Source organism: Aeromonas sp. EERV15, assembly GCF_900079845.1.
Taxonomy (GTDB): Bacteria; Pseudomonadota; Gammaproteobacteria; order Enterobacterales; family Aeromonadaceae; genus Aeromonas; species Aeromonas sobria.
Map to the genome: position 1 here is coordinate 22,242 of NZ_FKKY02000012.1, position 20,395 is coordinate 42,636.

The following is a 20,395-nucleotide window of genomic DNA, read 5'->3' on the forward strand; positions in this document are numbered from 1 at the left end:
ATGAATTGGCGTTAAATCTGCCCCTTGTTGCCGGTGGTTGCAAGCAATCCCTTGTTATTGCAGGAAATGTAATCAAAAAAAGCCGCTATCTTGCGATAGCGGCCCTCTTTCTGGCCATGAGCGGCAAGAGTCCGCTCAGGTGTGCCTCACATGATATGGGAGTGCCCTCTCATGGCCAGTTTTCGTCAGCCGGGGTAGCTCGACCAGCGGTTGGTCGCGCCCTCGTTGCTGATACTCAGTACCTCATAGGGATGGCCCGGAATATCCATGCCCGGCGCACTCTGGGGCATGCCCGGAATGGTCAGGCCACGGATCGCCGGTTTTTCCCTGAGCAGCTTCTGCACATCGGCGGCCGGTACATGCCCCTCGATCACATAGCCATTTACGATACCGGTATGGCAGGAAGCCAGTTCCGGCGCGATACCGTATTGCTGCTTCACTGCGCCGAGCTGTTCGGTTTCGATGACCTCCAGTTCGAAGCCATTCTGCTCCATGTGCTCGTTCCAGCTTTGGCAGCAGCCACAATATTTGGATTTGTAGACGGTCATCTTCTCGGCCGCGAGAGCCGAAAAGCTGACGGTACCGGCCAGCATGGCCAGTAACAGGGGTTTGTACATTACTCACCTCAGATTGAAAGAAAAGACGCCCGATACGGGATGCGTTTCAGATCCGGGTGCGTGGGGGACGTTCGAGCCGCTCGCACGGGGCGTCCGGCATAAAGAGAGAGGGGGAGGCGAAGTCGGGGGTATCCGGTTCCAGCACGGCGACCATCAGGCTGTCGCTGCCTACCAGCGTCATCGAGAGGGCGGTGGTAAAGCTGCCGCAGGGCATCGCTTTTTCCAGGGTGCGCGCGCTCTGGCTGCAGTGGGTGGTCAGGGTGCAGAGGTCGGTTGCGGCCCGGCTGCCAAACGACATCAACACCAGCACCAGACTCCACAAGGGGATCCAGCGACGGGCGTGAGCGAGTTGGCGATGGGTGAGAACCATGGAATGACTCGGAAAAAATAAGGGGCACATGGTAACCCTGTGCCCCGGGGGAGGGTCAAGCCCTCCCCATGGTGTCAGTCAGCCAGGATTAAGGTTGCTGACGGGTCGCCGCCAGCACGATCTCGCGCACGCAGACGTTGGCAGGCTGGTTCCAGGCGTAGAGCACGGCATCGGCGATCACTTCCGGCGCAATGACGCCGCCCATCTGATCTTTCCAGTCGTGATAACCGGCCTTGATGCTCTCGTCAGTGGTGTGGCTGAGCAGTTCGGTCTCCACCGCACCCGGGGCAATGGTCACCATCCGCACGCCGACATCGGCCACCTCTTCCCGGATGTTCTCGGTCAGGGCGTGCACGGCGAACTTGGTGGCGCAGTAGGCGGCATGGTTCGGGAAGGTCTTGCGACCGGCGATGGAGCTGATGTTGATGATGGTGCCGCTGCGGCGCTCTTTCATGCCTGCCAACACTGCGTGGACGCCGTTCAGCACCCCCATCACATTGATGTTGAGCATCTGCTGCCATTCGGCGGGATCCTGCACATCGGCCTGACCCAGCAGCATGACACCGGCGTTGTTGACCATGCAGCCCACCGGGCCAAATTTGGCTTCTGCCTGCTGGACGGCGGCCTTCATGGCGGCGGTGTCGGTTACATCGACTCCGATGCAGAGGGTATTGGGCAGGTTCAGTGCCTGCATCGGCTCGACCCGGCGGGCCAGCAGCAGCAGCGGATGACCGGCAGCAGAGAAGGCGCGGGCGATGGCGGCACCGATCCCGGCGGAGGCGCCGGTGATCACGACGAGAGATTTGGACATGGGTCTTTCCTTCTGATTCAAGAGTCGGTTTGAGCAAACAGGTGGCTGGCCAGCACGGAACCCAATCACTATAGTCACTGCATCTATAAGTGATAAATATTGTTTTCCGCTGGTTATCATCTGAAAAAACTATGGTTGGGCTTATGCTGGATCTGAGATTGCTGCGTTTCTTCATCGCCATCTATGAAGAGAAGAACATCACGGTGGCCGCCGAACGCTGCCACGTCAGCCAGCCTTCTCTCTCGGCTGGGTTGCGCCAGCTGGAAGAGGCGCTCGGTGATAGCCTGTTTGTCCGGGGCAAGAAGGGGGTGGTGGCGAAAGATCCGGCCCACTATCTCTATCCCCACGCGGTCAAGCTGGTGGAGGAGGCGCGCCGTCTGCCGGAGCTGTTTCGCCAGAAAGCGACGCGTGCGCGGCTCAATATCGCCATCATGCCGGACTTGAGTCGCCGCCGGGTGGCCGGGCTGCTGCAGCAAGTACAGCGTGTGTTGCCGCAGCTGGATCTCACCCTCTCCGACTACACCACGCCCGCCGACTGTCGCTTGACGCTGGATGCCCTGCGCCGGGAGGACGAGATATTCCTGCCGTTGTGGGAGGAGGATTACGTGCTCTGCGTGCCGGTCGACCATCCCCTGGCCAGTCGCGAGAGGATCGAACTGGCCGAGCTGCAACATTATGATTTTATTGAGTGCCCGCCTTGCGAGGCCCATCAGCAGACCATCGGCCTGCTGGCCTGTGACCGCCTTACCCTCAATTTGGTGGCCAAGGCCGAAAGCAAGGGGCTGGTGATGGCGCTGGTGCTGGCGGGGGTCGGCATCAGTTTTCTGCCGGACGGGCTGGTGGAGGATGAGGCGGGGCTCTGTACCCTGCCGGTGAGCGGGCCGCGGATGTTTCGCCGGATCGGGCTCTGCTATCCCGCCCACCAGACCCTCAATCCGGCGCTGCGGGAGCTGATCCCCGAGTTGGCAGGCTATGGCGCTTCCTGATAAGGTCGCTTTCCTGTGCACCTTTACGATGCAGCTTCCTAGACACCCTTTTTCTGTTTACCGCGCCTTGTACAGCAAGGCTTTGTTCGGGTGATGTGGTCATGAAACGCATTCTGGTTATTTTTTCCCATCCCGCGCTGCAGAGCTCGCGGGCCAACAAGCAGCTGTTGCAGGCGATTGAAGGGCTGGAGGGGGTCACGGTTCACGACCTCTACCAGCACTATCCCGACATGTTCATCGATGTGAAGCGGGAGCAGGCGCTGCTGTCGGAGCACGACATCATCGTCTTTCAGCACCCGTTTTACTGGTACTCCTGCCCGGCCATCATGAAAGAGTGGATGGATCTGGTGCTGGAGTATGGCTACGCCTATGGCCCCGAAGCCCACGCCCTCAAGGGCAAGCAGTGGCTGAGCGCCATCACCACCGGCGGGGCGCCGGAGTCCTACTGCAGCGAGGGGTACAACAGCCGACCGCTGCTCGACTTTTTGCTGCCATTTCAACAGGCTGCCACCTTGTGTGGCATGAACTGGCTGCCCCCTTTCGTGCTGCACTCCTTTCACAAGATCAAGGATCCCGCCGCCCTGCGCCGCTGTGGTCAGGATTATCGCCAGCTACTCTGCGCCCTGCGTGACGATCAGCTGACCCCGGAACAGTTGGCCGGGCGTCCTTATCTACGCGACTTGCTGGAGGTGCTCTGATGACACATTGGCAGCTTTTTGGCCGACTCCATGAGCCGGATCAGACGTTCACACGGAGGGCTGATTGATGGGCCACGGGATCCTGTTTGATGCCTTTATCTACCTCTCTGCCGCCGTCATCGCGGTGCCGCTCGCCAAGCGCTGGGGGCTGGGCTCGGTGCTCGGCTATCTGCTGGCAGGGATCATTATCGGCCCCTTTCTGCTGGGGCTGGTGGGGGAGCAGAAGGATGTGATGCACTTCGCCGAGTTTGGGGTGGTGCTGATGCTGTTTCTGGTCGGCCTTGAATTGCGTCCGGCCCTCTTGTGGCAGCTGAAGGGGCCGATCCTCGGCACCGGCGGCCTGCAGGTGCTGCTCACCACGGCGGCGCTGACCGGCGTGGCGCACCTGATCGGCCTGCCGCTGCAACAGGGGCTGGCCATCGGCCTGATCCTGGCGCTCTCCTCCACCGCCATCGTGCTGCAGAGCCTGCAGGAGCGCAAGCTGATGCAGAGCGAGAGCGGTCGTTCCGCCTTTGCGGTGCTGCTGTTTCAGGATATTGCGGTCATTCCGATCCTGGCGCTATTGCCGCTGCTGGCTATCGCGCCGGTGGCCAGCAATGGCAGCGCCGAGCTGGCAGGTTGGCAGCATGGTCTGCTGGTGGTCGCGGCGATCTCCGGCATAGTACTGGGTGGCCACTACCTGATGCGGCCGGTGTTTCGCGCCATCGCCCAGTCCCACATGCGGGAGATCTTTGTCGCCGCGGCCCTGCTGCTGGTGATCGCCATCGCGGTGCTGATGGAGTCGGTGGGGCTCTCGCCTGCTCTCGGCTCCTTCCTCGCCGGTGTGGTGCTGGCCGACAGCGAATATCGCCATGAGCTGGAGGCGGACATAGAGCCGTTCAAGGGCTTGCTGCTCGGCCTGTTCTTTATGTCGGTGGGGGCGGGGATCGACTTCGGGCTGTTTGCCGAGCATCCCTTCCTGATACCCACTCTGGTGGTTGGCCTGATGGTGCTCAAATGGCTGGTGCTGATGGCGCTCGGCTTCGTTCTTCGCATCTCACCGAGTCAGCGCTGGACTTTCGGACTGGCGCTGGCGCAAGGGGGTGAGTTTGCCTTCGTGCTCTTCTCGTTTGCCGCCCAGAACCGGGTGCTGCCCGGTGAAACCATCTCGCTGCTGACGCTGGTGGTGGCGCTCTCCATGGCGCTGACCCCGCTGCTGCTGATCCTCAACGATCGGGTGATCCAGCCCTGGTTCGATTACCGTAACCAGAGCGACGCACCGCAGCATGAGCAACCTGAGCTGGTGGAGCATCCGGTGATCATCGCGGGCTTCGGCCGCTTCGGTCAGATCGTGGGGCGTCTGCTGCATGGTCACGGTATCGGCACCACCATCCTCGAGCAGGATGCCAGCCAGATAGAGACCCTGCGCAAGTATGGCTATCAGGTCTTCTATGGCGATGCCAGCCGGATCGATCTGCTCCATGCCGCAGGGGCGCACAAGGCGAAGCTACTGGTGCTCTCCATCAACGATCCCGCTACCTCGCTGGCAGTGATCGAGATGGTGCAGAAGCACTTCCCGCACCTGAAGATCCTGGCGCGAGCGCTGGATCGACCTCATGCCCACGAGATACTGCGGCACGGGGTCGAGAGCGTGCACCGGGAAACCCTGGGCTCTGCGGTCGATCTGGGGGTGGAAGCCCTGACCCAGCTCGGTTTTCGGGCCAACCAGGCCTGGCGGGCGGGGCAGACCTTCAAACAGCACGATAACTGGCTGTTGCGCGAGCAGGTCAACTATCTGGACGACGAACACACTTATATCAACAAGAGCCTGCAATACCGGGAGATCCTCTCCGATCTGTTGCAAGACGACGAGGAGGGGCAGGAGCGTATCCATGCCCACAACTGGAACAGCGGGCTACCCGACGACGACAAGGAAGCAAAATGATTGCCTATTACCCCATGTTCAAACACCTGCATATGACGCTGGCGCTGGTCAGTCTGCTGCTCTTTATCTATCGCTGGCGTCTGGCACTGGCCGGCAGCGATCGGTTGCAGCAGAAGTGGCTGAAGATCTTGCCCCATATCAACGACACCTTCCTGCTGCTGTTTGGCGTGCTGCTGGCGGTGACCTTGCAGCTGAGCCCGGGTCAGCAGCCCTGGCTGATGGCCAAGCTGATTGCACTGGTGCTCTATATCGGTCTGGGTGTGATGGCACTCAAGCGCCCGGCCCGCGGTCAGAAGCTGGTGGCCGGTGTGGCGGCGCTGGCGGTGTTCGGATACATGATCGGTGCGGCCATCACCAAGTCAGCCTGGTCGTGGCTGATGTAAACAGGGTAGGGGGAGGTTAGTCTCCCCCTTTCGAGATAATATTCTGATTAATTATTTATTCATGGAATGTTTAACTGCCATTGGAGTGGCATGTAGAACTTTAATTTGATGCTTTTCTTGCTAATTTAAGCCTGTGTTGACCCCGATTTGTTCTTTTTTGTGATGTAAAATCAATTACATATCGACGTTTGTATGAAAATGGCGACAGTTGTCGCAGCAAAACTTGCGACATAGACTGTCGCAAGTCACGACTAGCATACAGTCAACGCTAAACCAGTGAAGGCATGCACCATGAGTAAGAAGCTGTTACGACAACTGACCTTGGCGCGTTGCATCCCGCACCGCCCTTACAAGCTGACCGCCAGCCAACTCCAGGTAAAACTGGAAGAGGAAGGTATCCACGTCAGTCTGCGTACCGTGCAGCGGGACCTGGAGGAGATGTCCGGCATGGGGCTGTTCGACCTCACCTCGGACGAGCGCAGCAAACCCCATGGCTGGTGCTTCGAGCGCCACGGCCTCAACGATTTTGCCAATATCATGCCGCTCTCGCTGGCGGTGGCCCTGAAAACCTGGAGTGATCAGGCGAGCCAACTGTTGCCGGCGAGTGTACTGACCGAATTGAACCCGCTGGTCGACAAGGCGAGCCAGGTGATCCGCGACAGCCAGAGTGAACTGGCCGAGCGCTGGCTGGAGAGTGTCCACCAGTCGCCGCGCCCGTTTGCCGGCAACCCGGAGATCCGCCGTAGCACCCTGATCCGCGATGCGCTCTGGCGTGGCCGCAAGTTCAGCGCCGAGATCCAGCGCGTGATCAAAGAGCGTACCGTGTGGCTCTGCTATGACCGGATCAACCCGCTCGGCATTCTCAATCAGCCGGATGGCCCGATCCTGCTCTGCACCCTGTCCGAGCTGGATCCCAAGGTTTACGGCATCCCGTTCGACCATATCAAGAGCGTGGAGCTGACCAACTTCAGCGCCACCCAGCCGAAGGATTTCAATATCCAAAGGCTGATCCGCGATCAGGGCTATCAGGACGTGAGCGGCCCGATCCGCTTCGTCGGCCGGATCGATGCCAACAGCCAGTCGCTGGTGGATAACCAGATCCCCGGCAACAATCCGCGCATGACCCGCTATGACAAGCGCAGCGTGGTGGTCGAGACAGAAGTGCAAGACACCCCGGAGTTTCGCAGCTGGTTGAACAACATCAGCGGTGAACTGGAGGTGCTGGCGCCGGAATCGCTGCGCAAGGCCTATCTCAATCCGGCCAACCGCTTGAGCTGATTAAAGAATGGCAATATTGAAGAGTCGAGCCTGGTCTCGGCTCTTTTTTTTGCTGTTTTTTTAAGCATATTTATTCAACTAATTTTTAAGTCTTAACGACAGGATTGAACCGTTTTCCTGCCCCGTTTTTGGGGGTGAAAGCCGTGTAAGAGATCTGCCATAGCTACTGTAAGAGGCTGGCGCGTCAAGCCGTACGTGAAGCCATGCCAGAATGATCGAGCTTTCCTGTGAAACTAAATAAGATACTGATTTTAAAGCCTTAGTTTTTAAGTTCATTTTTGGGAATGGGATCGCCATCAGATCTTTCTCGGAGAGTGGCTCTTGTTCGAGCCGCACATTTCCTTACTATGGGTCTCACAAGGACGGAGCTGGTCCGGCAGGATGCAGGGCAGCGCATAAAGATGGAATAGTCTGCAGGATGCAGGCAAGGACACCTCAGGATGAGCTCGATAATCAGGATGATTATCGTCACGGATGAATAAAGGAACACCGCGGGATGCGGCAGGACACTCTCGGGATGGGAGCAGAACGAACGGAACCTCGTTCTTCAGGATGAACAGGACCTCGCAGGATGCGAGAAGGAATACTTCAGGATGAAGTGAGATAGCCAGGATGGTTATCGGTCAGGATGACGCAAGGAACCCCCACAGGATGTGGTAACGGACACCTCCAGGATGGAGACAGTGAAGCAGTTCAGGATGAATTGCCAGGCCAGGAGCGCCGCAGGACACGCCAACGGATTGGAAAGGGGATATTCCAAAGGATTAGGATAACGTCAGGGATTGCAGGGAGCATTGCAGTTCTAAGGACAGGACGACACGACTCTAGGGGACGGCTACCGCCGTCCCCTTTTCTTTTATGGTTTGCCGGAGAGATTGCCGCGTTGGGCGGCGTTGACGATCTCTTGCAGGCGCTGACGAATGTCGACCATGCCAAACACGCCAAAGATCAGCACAGTGACAAACTCGGCTTTGGTGACCGCGAAGTAGCGTTTGCAAGCTGCCTTGATCATGCTGGCCTGCAACCAGTGCAGCAGCGCGACGATCACGCCGCAGACAGGCAGAAAACCGTTGAGTTTGCCCGGCAGCGGGGCAATCAGGCTCACCAGTACGCCAAACCAGAAAAACAGTACCAGCCCCATCGCCAGCAGATTAAAGACTCGCTTCATTGTTTACCTCCCGCAGATAGAGTTGATAGCAGACTTGACCTGCTTGTTTGTCCTTGAGCAACTGCCAGCTGGCAGGCAGCGCCAGATCGGCCATCTCTTTTTCCCGTTCCAGATAGATCAGGGCATCCGGTGCCAGCCAGCCGCGCTGCTCCAGCAGCTCGCACACTTGCGGCAGCAGCTCGCGGCGAAACGGCGGATCGAGGAACACCAGATCGAAGGGGGTGGCAGGGCCTTGCAGCCAGCTTACTGCATCAGACTGGATAACCTGGCCCTGGCTGCTACCAAGTGCAGCCAGATTCTTCTTGATCTGGTCGGCGGCACCTTTGTCCATCTCGATCAGGGTCACTTGCTCGGCATAGCGTGACAGTGCCTCCAGCCCCAGCCCGCCGCTGCCGGCGAACAGATCCAGACAGCGGGTGCCACGGACATGGGGGGCCAGCCAGTTAAAGATGGTCTCCTTGACGCGATCCGTGGTGGGTCTGAGCCCCTCCACATCCTTGACCGGCAATTTACGACCTCGCCACTGGCCGCTGATGATTCTCACAAAGCCCGATTTTCCTTGCGGGGCGGGACTTTGGCTCGGGTTGCTACGGCTGGATTTCACTCTGGGCATCGCGTTTCATCGTCAGAAAATAAAGTGGTAGTATAAGGCGGTTCATTTTTATTCCGACCCGCCAAGGGACGGCTATCTTAGCAGTCAGCCAACGAAGTGAGTATTTTTTAGATGGCAAAAGGTTTGTTTTCCTGGCTCGGTTTCGGCCGCAAGAAAGAAGAGGCTGAGGTTGTCCAACCACAGACACCCCAAGCCACCCCCGTTACCGTTGAGCCCGAGGTCGCTACTACCCCTGCTCCCGATACCACGCCGGCTGTTGCACCCGAAGTGCCTGCCAGCGCGCAACATAGCGTTCTGCATGATGATTGCTGTCTGCCGACCGAGCTGGATGACCATGGCCCGCTGGTGGTGGAGGAGTGTGCCTCCGACCTGGAGCCGGTGATTGTCAACGAAGCGCTGATCGCCGAAGAGGAGCGTGCTGCCGAAGCCGCTCGTATCGCTGCGCAAGCACAAGCTGCTGAAGCTGCTCGCATTGCCGCTGAAGCACAGGCTGCCGAAGCTGCCCGTATTGCCGCACAAGCGCAAGCCGCCGAAGCCACTCGTATTGCTGCGGAAGTACAAGCTGCCGAAGCTGCCCGTATTGCCGCTGAAGCGCAGGCTGCCGAAGCTGCCCGTATTGCCGCAGAAGTTGCCCGTATTGCTGCTGAAGCACAGGCTGCTGAAGAGGCCCGTATTGCTGCGCAAGCGCAAGCTGCCGAAGTTGCCCGTATTGCTGCTGAAGCTCAGGCTGCTGAAGCTGCCCGTATTGCCGCTGAAGCACAGGCCGCCGAAGCCGCTCGTATTGCAGCGGAAGCGCAGGCTGCCGAAGCTGCCCGTATTGCCGCTGAAGCTCAGGCTGCTGAAGAGGCCCGTATCGCCAAAGAGGCCCAGCGAGCGGAAGATCTGCGGCTGGTAGCCGCGATGGAGGCTGAGTCCGCCGCGCTGGCTGCTCTGCCGCTGGCTGCTGCCGTGGATGATGACACTCAGGACAAGCCGCAGCGGGAGGGCTTTTTTGCCCGCCTCAAGCGCAGTCTGGTTCGCACCAAGGAGAACATAGGTTCCGGTTTTATCGGTCTGTTCCGTGGCAAGAAGATCGATGATGAGCTGTTTGAAGAGCTGGAGACCCAGCTGCTGACGGCAGATCTTGGCGTGGATACCACCCGTCGTATCATCGATGGCCTGATTCAACATGCTGATCGCAAGCAACTCAAGGATGCCGAGGCGCTCTACGGCCTGCTCAAGCAGGACATGGGGGCCATGCTGGCCAAGGTCGAGCAGCCATTGGTGATCGATACCAGCAAGAAGCCTTACGTGATCCTGATGGTCGGTGTGAACGGGGTCGGCAAGACCACCACCATCGGCAAGCTGGCCAAGCAGTTCCAGGCGGAAGGCAAGAGCGTGATGCTGGCGGCGGGTGACACCTTCCGTGCCGCTGCGGTCGAGCAGCTGCAGGTATGGGGTCAGCGCAATAACATTCCGGTGATTGCCCAGCATACCGGTGCTGATTCCGCTTCTGTCATTTATGACGCCATCGAAGCTGCCCGCTCCCGTGGGGCTGACGTGCTGATTGCCGACACCGCCGGTCGCCTGCAGAACAAGAGCAACCTGATGGAAGAGCTCAAGAAAGTGGTGCGGGTGATGAAGAAGCTGGATGAAGAGGCACCCCACGAGATCATGCTGACCCTGGATGCAGGCACCGGCCAGAACGCCCTGAGCCAGGCCAAGCTGTTCAGCGAGGCGGTGGGTCTGGACGGGATCACGCTGACCAAGCTGGATGGTACTGCCAAGGGCGGCGTCATCTTCGCGGTGGCCGACAAGTTCCAGATCCCGATCCGTTATATCGGGGTGGGCGAGGGGATCGACGATCTGCGTCCCTTCGTTGCCAACGACTTCATCGAGGCGCTCTTTAGCCGCGATGAATAAGTCCGGTCGAGATGAGTAAGTGTCCCATGCCCCGACTTTGGTCGGGGTTTGTCACTATTGGGTTTTTGGATGTCGTTTCGACAAAGGTGGCAAGATGGTTGGCTGTGGATCAGCCATTTCATCAAGGCCCAGTGCCGGCGGCGATGAGCCAGCGCGCCATACTTCGATCCTGGCCGAGGTTGGTCAATATCAGGGAACCGTTATGATTCGTTTTGATAAGGTCAGCAAGGTATACAGCGGTGGCCATCAGGCGCTGCAAAAGGTCAGCTTTCACCTGCAGAAGGGAGAGATGGCCTTTCTGACCGGACACTCGGGGGCGGGCAAGAGTACCCTGCTCAAACTGATCAGCGTGATGGAGCGTCCGACCGATGGCCGGGTGTTCTTTCATGGCGACGATGTCAGCCATATCCAGCGCAGCCAGATCCCCTATGTGCGTCGCCAGATCGGGATGATCTTTCAGGATCACCGGTTGCTGATGGATCGCACCGTGTTTGACAACGTGGCACTGCCGCTGGTGATCGATGGCTACAGCCACGCCGACATCAACAAGCGGGTCGCTGCAGCCCTCGACAAGGTGGGGTTGCTGGGCAAGGAGCGTTACCAGCCACGCCAGCTCTCCGGCGGTGAGCAGCAGCGGGTCGGTATCGCCCGTGCCATCGTCAACAAGCCGCCCCTGCTGTTGGCGGATGAACCGACCGGTAATCTGGATCCCCAGCTCTCCATGGACATCATGCGGCTATTTCAGGAGTTCAACAATTTTGGGGTATCGGTGTTGATCGCCACTCACGATCTGGGATTGATTGCCCGTATGCGTTACCGCACCCTGACCCTCAAGGCGGGTCGTATGTATTCAGCCGGGGAGCAGCTCTGATGGCCATCGTTCGACATAAACAACCGCCACTGCGCCGTCTGATGATGTATGGGGTTGACCACGTGCGCCAGGCATTTGCCAGTCTGGGGGAGTTGTGGCGCAATCCGCTCGCCTCCCTGATGACTCTGGCGGTACTGGGCGTCAGTCTGGCGCTGCCCTCCTGCTTCCATGTGCTGCTGAAAAACGCCGAGGTGGTGGAGGGGAGCTGGCAGACCAGCTCCCAGATCTCCCTCTATCTGCGCAAGGATCTGCCGGAACAGAGCATTCTCGATCTGCAGCAGCGGATTTTGCTCTACCCCGAAGTGGACTCGGTCACCTATCTGAGCCGGGACGATGCGTTGCGGGAGTTTCGCGAGATTTCCGGCTTTGGTGATGCCCTCGACTACCTCGACAGCAACCCGCTGCCACCTGTGCTGAGCGTCATTCCGGATCCGCGCTGGCAGAACCCGGAAGGGGCCGCCGAGTTGCTCGGCAAGCTCAACAACGAGGTGGGGGTCGAGCAAGGCAAGCTGGATCTGCAGTGGTTGACCCGTCTGCAGGGGATCATGAACTTGCTACGCCATACCATTACCGGTATCGCGGTGCTGTTGCTCTCCGCCGTGCTGCTGATCGTCGGCAACACCCTGCGCCTTAATATCCTTAACCAGCGCTCCGAGATCGAGGTGCTTAAACTGATTGGAGCGACCGATTCCTTCATCCATCGCCCTTTCCTTTATACCGGTATCTGGTTTGGCATCATTGGCGGCATGCTGGCCTGGTGGCTCACCGAAGTGATGGTGATCTGGAGCGAAGGGGTGGTGAAGGAGCTGGCCGGTTTGTATAACAGTAACTTCCGGTTGGTCGGTATGGGGGCGGTAGACGGGATCAATCTAATCTTGCTGGGTGCCCTGCTGGGGTTGATCGCCTCCTGGTTTTCGGTCCATCGCCACATTCGCGACATCGAACCATCTTGATTGATTTATCATCAAAGTAAATCACTGGATTTTGAGAAGCGGATCAAGTAAAAGAGGGGCCGTTTCTGGCTTGGCCCCCATTGTCAGAGTATTCTGAATAATAATGATCTTCCGGATCTTTGCTAGATCCGTTGAACCTTCTGATTTATAAGCAGTCTATTAAAGCTGAAGCATTTATACGAGTGTGGCCCCTCTGCCTTGCTCGTCAGACTTGGCAAGCATGTGAAGGTTGCGAGCTCCGCAACAATGGACTTAGCATGCTACTTTTCGGGGGTCCTTCATTGTGACCCCCTTTTTTTGACTGTTCATTCATGATTCATCCTGCAGGCCTAAGATAACCCGGTCTTAAACTGGGTCGGTATCTTTGATACAGGCCGCAGAATGGCATCCGGTCGGTAGACAGACCCTCTCAGGGTGTTAGACTGATTCGATTGAAAAGTAAGAGGTAACAGATGGGAACTTCATTGCAGCGCACCATGGCCCTGATTCCGCAAGGTAGTCTGGAAGGCTATACCCAGGCAGTAAATTCTATTCCGGTGCTAAGCGCAGAGGAAGAGCGTGAGCTGGCTGAGCGTTTGCAGCAGGATGGCGATCTCGAGGCTGCTCGTCAGCTGATTATGTCGCACCTGCGCTTTGTCGTTCATGTTGCCAAGAGTTATGCCGGTTACGGCCTGCCCCAGGCCGATCTGGTACAGGAAGGCAACATCGGCCTGATGAAGGCGGTCAAGCGCTTCGACCCGACGGTCGGCGTGCGTCTGGTCTCCTTTGCCGTGCACTGGATCAAGGCCGAAATCCACGAATATGTGCTGCGCAACTGGCGCATGGTCAAGGTGGCCACCACCAAGGCCCAGCGCAAGCTCTTCTTCAACCTGCGCAAATCCAAAAAGCGTCTGGGCTGGCTGAACCACGAAGAGGTTCAGGCCGTGGCTGCCGATCTTGGTGTCTCTGCCGCTGACGTGACCGAGATGGAAGGGCGGATGGCCAACTACGATCAGGCGTTCGATCTGGTTGGTGATGATGAAGAGGAGGGCGGTTTCTCGCCGGTTCACTATCTGGAGGACAAATCCTCCGATCTGGCCGCGACCATCGAGAACGACAACTGGGACGATCACGCGACCCGTCGCCTGAGCTCGGCCCTCGCCACGCTGGATGAGCGCAGCCAGCACATCATCCGCGCCCGCTGGCTCGATGATGACAGCAAGACCACCCTGCAGGAGCTGGCCGATACCTACGGCGTCTCCGCCGAGCGAGTGCGTCAGCTTGAGAAAAACGCGCTCAAGAAGCTGAAAGATGCCATGGAAGCCTGATGCTTCCTCGCTGAAAACAGGGCCTGATGGCCCTGTTTTTGTTTCTGCCGCCGGTAATCGAGGCTTGCCCTGATAACCCTTGGGTGTGTTATGTTGCCGCAACTGCCACATTAGGGAGAGCAGAAGTGAAACTGTTGAACGACCTGTTTACCAACAACCGTGAGTGGGCCGAACGGATCAAGGCCGAAGATCCCGCCTTCTTTGCCACCCTTTCTGCCCAGCAGGCCCCCGAATACCTCTGGATCGGCTGCTCCGACAGCCGGGTTCCCGCCAACCAGCTGATGGGCCTGCTGCCGGGGGATGTCTTCGTCCACCGCAACGTCGCCAATCTGGTGGTGCATACCGATTTCAACTGCCTCTCTGTGCTGCAATACGCGGTAGAAGTGCTCAAGGTGAAGCACATCATCGTCTGCGGTCACTACGGTTGCGGTGGCGTCAAGGCTGCGATGCAGAACCAGGAGCTGGGTCTCATCGATAACTGGCTGCGCAACATCAAGGATGTCTACTTCAAGTATGGCGAGCAGCTTGAAGCGATCGAGGATGAGCACGAGCGCTTCGACTACCTGTGCGAGCTGAACGTGGCCGAGCAGGTGGCTAACGTCTGCCACACCACCATCATCCAGAACGCCTGGCGCAAGGGGCAGGAGCTGGCGGTGCATGGCTGGATCTACGGCATCAAGGATGGCTTGCTGCACGATCTCGATCTCTGCATCAGCGGGCCGGATCAGATCCCCGACGTTTACCGCGCCTGGCCGGACATGCGTCCGCCTCACCGTCGGCGCTAGGGAGCTTCATGGTGGCGCCAGCCCTCTATCTGCAGATCAAGCAGCACATTCTGGACGGGATCCGCGAACGCCACTATCAGGCGGGGGACAGGATCCCGACCGAAGCAGCCCTGTGCGAGCAGTTCACCGTGAGCCGGATGACGGTCAACCGGGCGCTGCGGGAACTGATGGCGGAAGGGTGGCTGGTGCGTACCGCCGGTTCCGGCAGCTTCGTGGCGGACAGGCGCACCGAGTCGCCGCTGCTGGCCATTCGCAACATTGCCGACGAGATCGCCGAGCGTGGCGGCGAGTACAGCGCCCGGGTGATCCGGCTGCAGCGACTGGCCGCCGACGAGAAGGTGGCAGTACAACTGGGGCTGCGGGTCGGTGCCCCCATCTTTCACAGCCTGATCGTCCATCAGGCTGATGGTGAGCCGTTGCAGCTGGAGGAGCGCTTCGTCGATGCCGGGCGCTTGCCGGGCTATGGCGAACAGGATTTCACCCAACAGACCCCCAACCGCTATCTGATGGATGTCTGCCCCCTCTCCGAGATGGAGCACGTGGTGGAAGCTGTGTTGCCGAGCGCCGGTGAGGCGGGCTTGTTGCAGATCCGCGTAGATTCCCCCTGCCTGTTGTTGCACCGGCGTACCTGGTCGGAGGGGCATCTGGTTTCCTACGCCCGTTTGCTCTCCCCCGGTTCTCGCTACAAACTCAGCTCAAAGACTCAGCTGGAGTAAATGTCTATACAACTCGATTTTGCAAAGCCCACCTCTTGGTGGGCTTTTTTGTGTTTAAACTCTAAGTTTGATGCTGTTATCAGGATGTGAACTCTGCTCTTTCTTTCGTCATAGAGATCGACTATAAGGATATGTATATACATTTGAGGTCGCTATGAACAAGGAACTGTTGAACTGCGAGCGGGTCTGGCTCAACGTGACGCCCGCCACCCTGAATGACGAGCTGGCCGACTACGGCCTGCTGCCGCTCCACGCCATCGGCGTGAAGGATGGCAAGATCCATGCATTGGTGCCGATGGCCGAGCTGCAGGGGCCCCATCCCGCCCACTGGCAGGATATGCAGGGCAAGCTGGTCACCCCCGGTCTTATCGATTGCCACACTCACCTCGTCTTTGCCGGCAGTCGCGCCGAGGAGTTCGAGCTGCGCCAGCAGGGGGTACCCTATGCCGAGATCGCCCGTCGGGGCGGTGGCATCATCAGCACGGTGCGTGCTACCCGCGCCGCCAGCGAGGAGCAGCTGTTCGAGCTGGCGCTACCGCGGGTGAAATCACTGATCCGCGAAGGGGTCACCACGGTGGAGATCAAGTCCGGCTATGGTCTGACGCTGGCGGACGAGCTCAAGATGCTGCGGGTGGCCCGCCGACTGGGAGAGGCGCAGCCGATCCGGGTCAAGACCACCCTGCTGGCAGCCCATGCGGTGCCGCCGGAATATCGCGATGACCCCGATAGCTGGGTCGAGACCATCTGTCAGGAGATCATCCCGGCCGTCGCCGAGGCGGGTCTGGCCGATGCGGTGGATGTCTTCTGCGAGTACATCGGCTTCTCGCTGGCCCAGACCGAGCAGGTCTATCTGGCTGCGGATCAATACGGCCTGCCGGTGAAAGGGCACATGGATCAGCTCTCCAATCTGGGGGGCAGCACCCTGGCCGCCCACTTTGGCGCCCTCTCGGTGGATCATCTGGAGTATCTGGATCCGGAAGGGATCCTGGCGCTGGCACATCGCGGCGTGGTCGCCACCCTGCTACCTACTGCCTTTTACTTCCTCAAAGAGACTAAGTTGCCCCCCGTCGCTGCCCTGCGCAAGGCGGGGGTGCCGATAGCGGTCTCTTCCGACATCAACCCGGGTACGGCCCCCATCGTCTCGCTGCGGATGGCAATGAACATGGCCTGCACCCTGTTTGGCCTGACCCCGGTGGAGGCGATGGTCGGGGTGACCCGTCACGCTGCCAAAGCGCTCGGCGAGCAGGCGCGTCTTGGCCAGCTCAAGGTGGGCATGGCGGCCGATTTTCTGATCTGGCACTGCGCTCATCCGGCCGAGCTGAGCTACATGGTCGGCGTCGATCAGCTGGCAGGCCGCATCTTCAACGGTGAGGAGACCCTCCATGGATAAGTTCAACCCGATCGACATGTCGCTCTGGCAGGGACGGCAGGATCCGGAAGATGGTGAACTGGCACTGCGCTGGCACGACAAGGTGCAACCCTGGGCCGCCGGGGCACAAGAGGCAGCCGGTGTAGTACTGCTCGGTTTTGCCTGCGATGAAGGGGTACGCCGCAACAAGGGGCGTATCGGCGCCGCCGGTGCGCCGCAAGCGGTGCGCAAGCTGCTGGCCAATACCGCCTGGCACCTGAATCGCCCCGTCTACGATGGCGGGGATGTGAGCTGCCCCGATGGCGATCTCGACGCTGCCCACGGCCGACTGGCCGAGCGGGTCGCCGCTGCAACATCGGCTTCTCGCTGGCCCAGACCGAGCAGGTCTATCTGGCTGCGGATCAATACGGCCTGCCGGTGAAAGGGCACATGGATCAGCTCTCCAATCTGGGGGGCAGCACCCTGGCCGCCCACTTTGGCGCCCTCTCGGTGGATCATCTGGAGTATCTGGATCCGGAAGGGATCCTGGCGCTGGCACATCGCGGCGTGGTCGCCACCCTGCTACCTACTGCCTTTTACTTCCTCAAAGAGACTAAGTTGCCCCCCGTCGCTGCCCTGCGCAAGGCGGGGGTGCCGATAGCGGTCTCTTCCGACATCAACCCGGGTACGGCCCCCATCGTCTCGCTGCGGATGGCAATGAACATGGCCTGCACCCTGTTTGGCCTGACCCCGGTGGAGGCGATGGTCGGGGTGACCCGTCACGCTGCCAAAGCGCTCGGCGAGCAGGCGCGTCTTGGCCAGCTCAAGGTGGGCATGGCGGCCGATTTTCTGATCTGGCACTGCGCTCATCCGGCCGAGCTGAGCTACATGGTCGGCGTCGATCAGCTGGCAGGCCGCATCTTCAACGGTGAGGAGACCCTCCATGGATAAGTTCAACCCGATCGACATGTCGCTCTGGCAGGGACGGCAGGATCCGGAAGATGGTGAACTGGCACTGCGCTGGCACGACAAGGTGCAACCCTGGGCCGCCGGGGCACAAGAGGCAGCCGGTGTAGTACTGCTCGGTTTTGCCTGCGATGAAGGGGTACGCCGCAACAAGGGGCGTATCGGCGCCGCCGGTGCGCCGCAAGCGGTGCGCAAGCTGCTGGCCAATACCGCCTGGCACCTGAATCGCCCCGTCTACGATGGCGGGGATGTGAGCTGCCCCGATGGCGATCTCGACGCTGCCCACGGCCGACTGGCCGAGCGGGTCGCCGCTGCACTCGATCTGGGCCACTTCCCGCTGGTGCTGGGGGGCGGCCACGAGGTGGCTTTCGGCAGCTGGAGCGGCCTCAACCGTCATCTGGGCGGTAGTGGCAAGGTTGGCATCATCAATTTCGACGCCCATTTCGACCTGCGCATGAAACAGGAGCTGGCAAGCTCCGGCACCCCCTTCTTCCAGATCGCCGAGCAGTGCGCCGCTCAGGGCACACCGTTTCACTACGCCTGCCTCGGGGTGGCCGAGACCGCTAATACCCGGGCGCTGTTTGCACGGGCCGACGAGCTGGGGGTCTGGTATGTGAAAGATGAAGTCATGAGCGAGCGGGCCCTGCCTAGCTTGCTGAGCGGGCTGGATGCCTTTATCGCCCGCTGCGATCACCTCTACCTGACCATCGATCTCGATGTGCTGCCCGCCGCCGTGATGCCGGGAGTGAGTGCGCCCGCCGCCCACGGTGTGGAGCTGGCGGTGATCGAACCGCTGATCGCCCATATCCGGGCCAGCGGCAAACTCAGGCTTGCCGATCTGGCCGAGCTTAACCCTACGCTGGATCAGGACAACCGCAGTGCCCGCATGGCTGCGCTTCTGGTTCATCTGTTGACCCGTTAACCCTTTGGCCGCAGGTCGCCGAAGGCACCCTATTGATACAACAAGGAGTGTGTATGTCTGTGCAACACCAGGATCCTCGCGCTGATTCCAGAACTGACCCTAACCGCGTGATCCGTGCCCCGCGCGGCACCGAACTGACCGCCAAGAGCTGGCTCACCGAGGCGCCGCTGCGGATGCTGATGAACAACCTGGATCCCGAGGTGGCCGAGCATCCCCAGTCGCTGGTGGTCTATGGCGGCATTGGTCGCGCCGCCCGCAACTGGGCCTGCTACGACAAGATCGTCGAGGTGCTGACCCGTCTGGAGGAGGATCAGACCTTGCTGGTGCAATCCGGCAAGCCGGTTGGGGTGTTCCAGACCCACAAGGATGCGCCGCGGGTGCTGATCGCCAACTCCAATCTGGTGCCGCACTGGGCCAACTGGGAGCACTTCAACGAGCTCGATAAGAAGGGCTTGATGATGTACGGCCAGATGACCGCAGGCTCCTGGATCTACATAGGTACCCAGGGGATCGTGCAGGGCACTTACGAAACCTTCTTCGCAGTGGCCAACCAGCACTTCAACGGCGAGCCTGCGGGCCGCTGGATCCTCACCGGCGGTCTCGGTGGCATGGGCGGCGCCCAGCCGCTGGCTGCGACCATGGCCGGTTTCTCGATGATCGCCGTGGAGTGCGACGAGACCCGCATCGATTTTCGCCTCAAGACCCGCTATGTGGACAAGAAGGCCCACAGCCTGGATGAGGCGCTGGCGATGGTCGAAGAGGCCAAGCAGAGCGGCACCGCCGTTTCCGTCGGCCTGCTCGGCAACGCCGCCGATGTCTTCGCCGAGCTGGTGGCCCGTGGCATCACGCCAGACGTTGTGACCGACCAGACCTCTGCCCACGACCCGATCCACGGCTACCTGCCGCAGGGGTGGAGCGTTGCCAAGTGGCGCGAGCTGCAACAGAGCGCCCCGCAGGAGGTGAATCTGGCCGCCCGTCGCTCCATGGCCCGTCAGGTGGAGGCGATGCTGACCCTGCAAGCCCGCGGCGCTGCCACCCTGGATTACGGCAACAACATCCGCCAGATGGCGCTGGAAGAGGGGGTTGCGAACGCTTTCGACTTCCCCGGTTTCGTTCCCGCCTATATCCGCCCGCTGTTCTGCGAGGGGATTGGTCCGTTCCGCTGGGTGGCCCTCTCCGGCGATCCGGAAGATATCTACAAGACCGATCAGAAGGTGAAAGAGCTGATCCCCGATGATCCTCATCTGCATAACTGGCTCGACATGGCCCGCGAGCGGATCGCGTTTCAGGGGCTGCCGGCGAGGATCTGCTGGGTCGGTGTCAAGGATCGGGTGCGGCTCGGTCTGGCCTTCAACGAAATGGTGAAAAACGGCGAGTTGAAGGCGCCCATCGTGATTGGCCGCGACCATCTGGATTCCGGCTCGGTGGCGAGCCCGAACCGCGAGACCGAGTCGATGATGGATGGCTCCGATGCCGTCTCCGACTGGCCGCTGCTCAACGCTCTGCTCAATACCGCCGGTGGCGCGACCTGGGTGTCGCTGCACCACGGCGGCGGGGTGGGGATGGGCTTCTCCCAGCATTCCGGCGTGGTGATCGTCTGCGATGGCTCCGATGATGCGGCCCGCCGCGTGGGTCGGGTGCTGCGCAACGATCCGGCCACCGGTGTGATGCGCCATGCGGATGCGGGCTACGAGATTGCCATCAACTGTGCCCATGAGGCGAAACTGGATCTGCCGATGTTAGGCGGCGCCAACGGTGTCAAAGGAAAGGTGTAACA

The 20,395-nt window shown here is 60.0% G+C and carries 19 protein-coding genes and 2 pseudogenes; 16 read left to right on the top strand and 5 right to left on the bottom strand.

The genetic code is table 11. From position 1 onward, the window contains the following. Nucleotides 1-185: 185 nt before the first annotated feature. The 3 genes from BN4575_RS11975 to BN4575_RS11985 all read right to left on the bottom strand — a co-directional run bounded on the left by BN4575_RS11975 (nucleotide 186) and on the right by BN4575_RS11985 (nucleotide 1,798). Nucleotides 186-617 carry a DUF411 domain-containing protein gene (locus BN4575_RS11975; RefSeq protein ID WP_005339953.1) on the bottom strand — a complete coding sequence of 144 codons (432 nt, stop codon included), beginning with the start codon at nucleotides 615-617 and terminating at the stop codon, nucleotides 186-188. 46 nt (nucleotides 618-663) lie between these two features. Next, a complete protein-coding gene (locus BN4575_RS11980; protein ID WP_068978323.1) occupies nucleotides 664-987 on the bottom strand; it encodes a hypothetical protein in 324 nt (107 codons plus the stop codon). 88 nt (nucleotides 988-1,075) lie between these two features. Further along, nucleotides 1,076-1,798, bottom strand: coding sequence for an SDR family oxidoreductase (locus tag BN4575_RS11985; RefSeq protein WP_068978324.1), 723 nt, complete (start codon nucleotides 1,796-1,798; stop codon nucleotides 1,076-1,078). A gap of 143 nt (nucleotides 1,799-1,941) precedes the next feature. Between BN4575_RS11985 and BN4575_RS11990 the strand changes: the two genes are divergently transcribed. From BN4575_RS11990 to BN4575_RS12010, 5 genes are all read left to right on the top strand, one after another. Further along, nucleotides 1,942-2,784, top strand: coding sequence for a LysR family transcriptional regulator (locus tag BN4575_RS11990; protein ID WP_068978325.1), 843 nt, complete (start codon nucleotides 1,942-1,944; stop codon nucleotides 2,782-2,784). Nucleotides 2,785-2,885: 101 nt separating this feature from the next. Continuing rightward, nucleotides 2,886-3,482 carry a glutathione-regulated potassium-efflux system oxidoreductase KefF gene (locus tag BN4575_RS11995; RefSeq protein WP_068978326.1) on the top strand — a complete coding sequence of 199 codons (597 nt, stop codon included), beginning with the start codon at nucleotides 2,886-2,888 and terminating at the stop codon, nucleotides 3,480-3,482. A gap of 67 nt (nucleotides 3,483-3,549) precedes the next feature. Continuing rightward, nucleotides 3,550-5,406 (top strand): monovalent cation:proton antiporter-2 (CPA2) family protein, encoded by a 1,857-nt coding sequence (locus BN4575_RS12000; RefSeq protein WP_068978327.1) that lies wholly within the window; start codon nucleotides 3,550-3,552, stop codon nucleotides 5,404-5,406. Then, on the top strand, nucleotides 5,403-5,789 hold the full coding sequence (locus BN4575_RS12005; protein ID WP_033137694.1) for a SirB2 family protein: 387 nt from the start codon (nucleotides 5,403-5,405) through the stop codon (nucleotides 5,787-5,789). The genes BN4575_RS12000 and BN4575_RS12005 overlap by 4 nt, the downstream gene beginning before the upstream one ends. Nucleotides 5,790-6,080: 291 nt before the next feature. Then, the gene (locus tag BN4575_RS12010) at nucleotides 6,081-7,067 is read left to right on the top strand and encodes a helix-turn-helix transcriptional regulator (protein WP_068978328.1); all 987 of its coding nucleotides are present in this window, start codon (nucleotides 6,081-6,083) and stop codon (nucleotides 7,065-7,067) included. A gap of 856 nt (nucleotides 7,068-7,923) precedes the next feature. Here the strand turns inward: BN4575_RS12010 and BN4575_RS12015 are convergent. Next, on the bottom strand, nucleotides 7,924-8,235 hold the full coding sequence (locus tag BN4575_RS12015; RefSeq protein ID WP_033137695.1) for a DUF1145 domain-containing protein: 312 nt from the start codon (nucleotides 8,233-8,235) through the stop codon (nucleotides 7,924-7,926). Then, nucleotides 8,219-8,848 carry a 16S rRNA (guanine(966)-N(2))-methyltransferase RsmD gene (rsmD, locus tag BN4575_RS12020; RefSeq protein WP_068978329.1) on the bottom strand — a complete coding sequence of 210 codons (630 nt, stop codon included), beginning with the start codon at nucleotides 8,846-8,848 and terminating at the stop codon, nucleotides 8,219-8,221. Before rsmD ends, BN4575_RS12015 begins: the two co-directional genes overlap by 17 nt. Before the next feature lie 111 nt (nucleotides 8,849-8,959). Here rsmD and ftsY point away from each other — a divergent pair, with 111 nt between their 5' ends. The 11 genes and pseudogenes from ftsY to hutU all read left to right on the top strand — a co-directional run bounded on the left by ftsY (nucleotide 8,960) and on the right by hutU (nucleotide 20,393). After that, nucleotides 8,960-10,750, top strand: coding sequence for a signal recognition particle-docking protein FtsY (gene ftsY, locus BN4575_RS12025; protein ID WP_068978330.1), 1,791 nt, complete (start codon nucleotides 8,960-8,962; stop codon nucleotides 10,748-10,750). Nucleotides 10,751-10,952: 202 nt separating this feature from the next. Then, complete coding sequence (gene ftsE, locus BN4575_RS12030; RefSeq protein ID WP_042019703.1) at nucleotides 10,953-11,621, top strand: cell division ATP-binding protein FtsE; 669 nt, start codon at nucleotides 10,953-10,955, stop codon at nucleotides 11,619-11,621. Continuing rightward, the gene (ftsX, locus tag BN4575_RS12035) at nucleotides 11,621-12,574 is read left to right on the top strand and encodes a permease-like cell division protein FtsX (protein WP_042019701.1); all 954 of its coding nucleotides are present in this window, start codon (nucleotides 11,621-11,623) and stop codon (nucleotides 12,572-12,574) included. Before ftsE ends, ftsX begins: the two co-directional genes overlap by 1 nt. A gap of 452 nt (nucleotides 12,575-13,026) precedes the next feature. Then, on the top strand, nucleotides 13,027-13,881 hold the full coding sequence (gene rpoH / locus BN4575_RS12040; RefSeq protein WP_042019699.1) for an RNA polymerase sigma factor RpoH: 855 nt from the start codon (nucleotides 13,027-13,029) through the stop codon (nucleotides 13,879-13,881). Between the two features lie 125 nt (nucleotides 13,882-14,006). Further along, nucleotides 14,007-14,666 carry a carbonate dehydratase gene (gene can, locus BN4575_RS12045; RefSeq protein WP_042019698.1) on the top strand — a complete coding sequence of 220 codons (660 nt, stop codon included), beginning with the start codon at nucleotides 14,007-14,009 and terminating at the stop codon, nucleotides 14,664-14,666. Between the two features lie 11 nt (nucleotides 14,667-14,677). After that, the gene (gene hutC, locus BN4575_RS12050; protein ID WP_068978410.1) at nucleotides 14,678-15,382 is read left to right on the top strand and encodes a histidine utilization repressor; all 705 of its coding nucleotides are present in this window, start codon (nucleotides 14,678-14,680) and stop codon (nucleotides 15,380-15,382) included. A 154-nt stretch (nucleotides 15,383-15,536) separates the two neighbouring features. After that, nucleotides 15,537-16,772 (top strand): imidazolonepropionase, encoded by a 1,236-nt coding sequence (gene hutI, locus BN4575_RS12055; protein ID WP_068978331.1) that lies wholly within the window; start codon nucleotides 15,537-15,539, stop codon nucleotides 16,770-16,772. Continuing rightward, nucleotides 16,765-17,097: pseudogene (locus BN4575_RS12060) on the top strand (formimidoylglutamase); the annotation flags it as partial. The gene hutI and the pseudogene BN4575_RS12060, both read left to right, overlap by 8 nt. 5 nt (nucleotides 17,098-17,102) lie before the next feature. Further along, nucleotides 17,103-17,681 (top strand): annotated as a pseudogene (locus BN4575_RS12065) (amidohydrolase family protein); the annotation flags it as partial. Next, nucleotides 17,674-18,618, top strand: a complete 945-nt coding sequence (gene hutG / locus BN4575_RS12070) for a formimidoylglutamase (RefSeq protein WP_068978333.1) — start codon at nucleotides 17,674-17,676, stop codon at nucleotides 18,616-18,618. The pseudogene BN4575_RS12065 and the gene hutG, both read left to right, overlap by 8 nt. Before the next feature lie 53 nt (nucleotides 18,619-18,671). Next, nucleotides 18,672-20,393, top strand: a complete 1,722-nt coding sequence (gene hutU, locus BN4575_RS12075) for a urocanate hydratase (protein ID WP_068978334.1) — start codon at nucleotides 18,672-18,674, stop codon at nucleotides 20,391-20,393. Nucleotides 20,394-20,395: the final 2 nt, after the last annotated feature.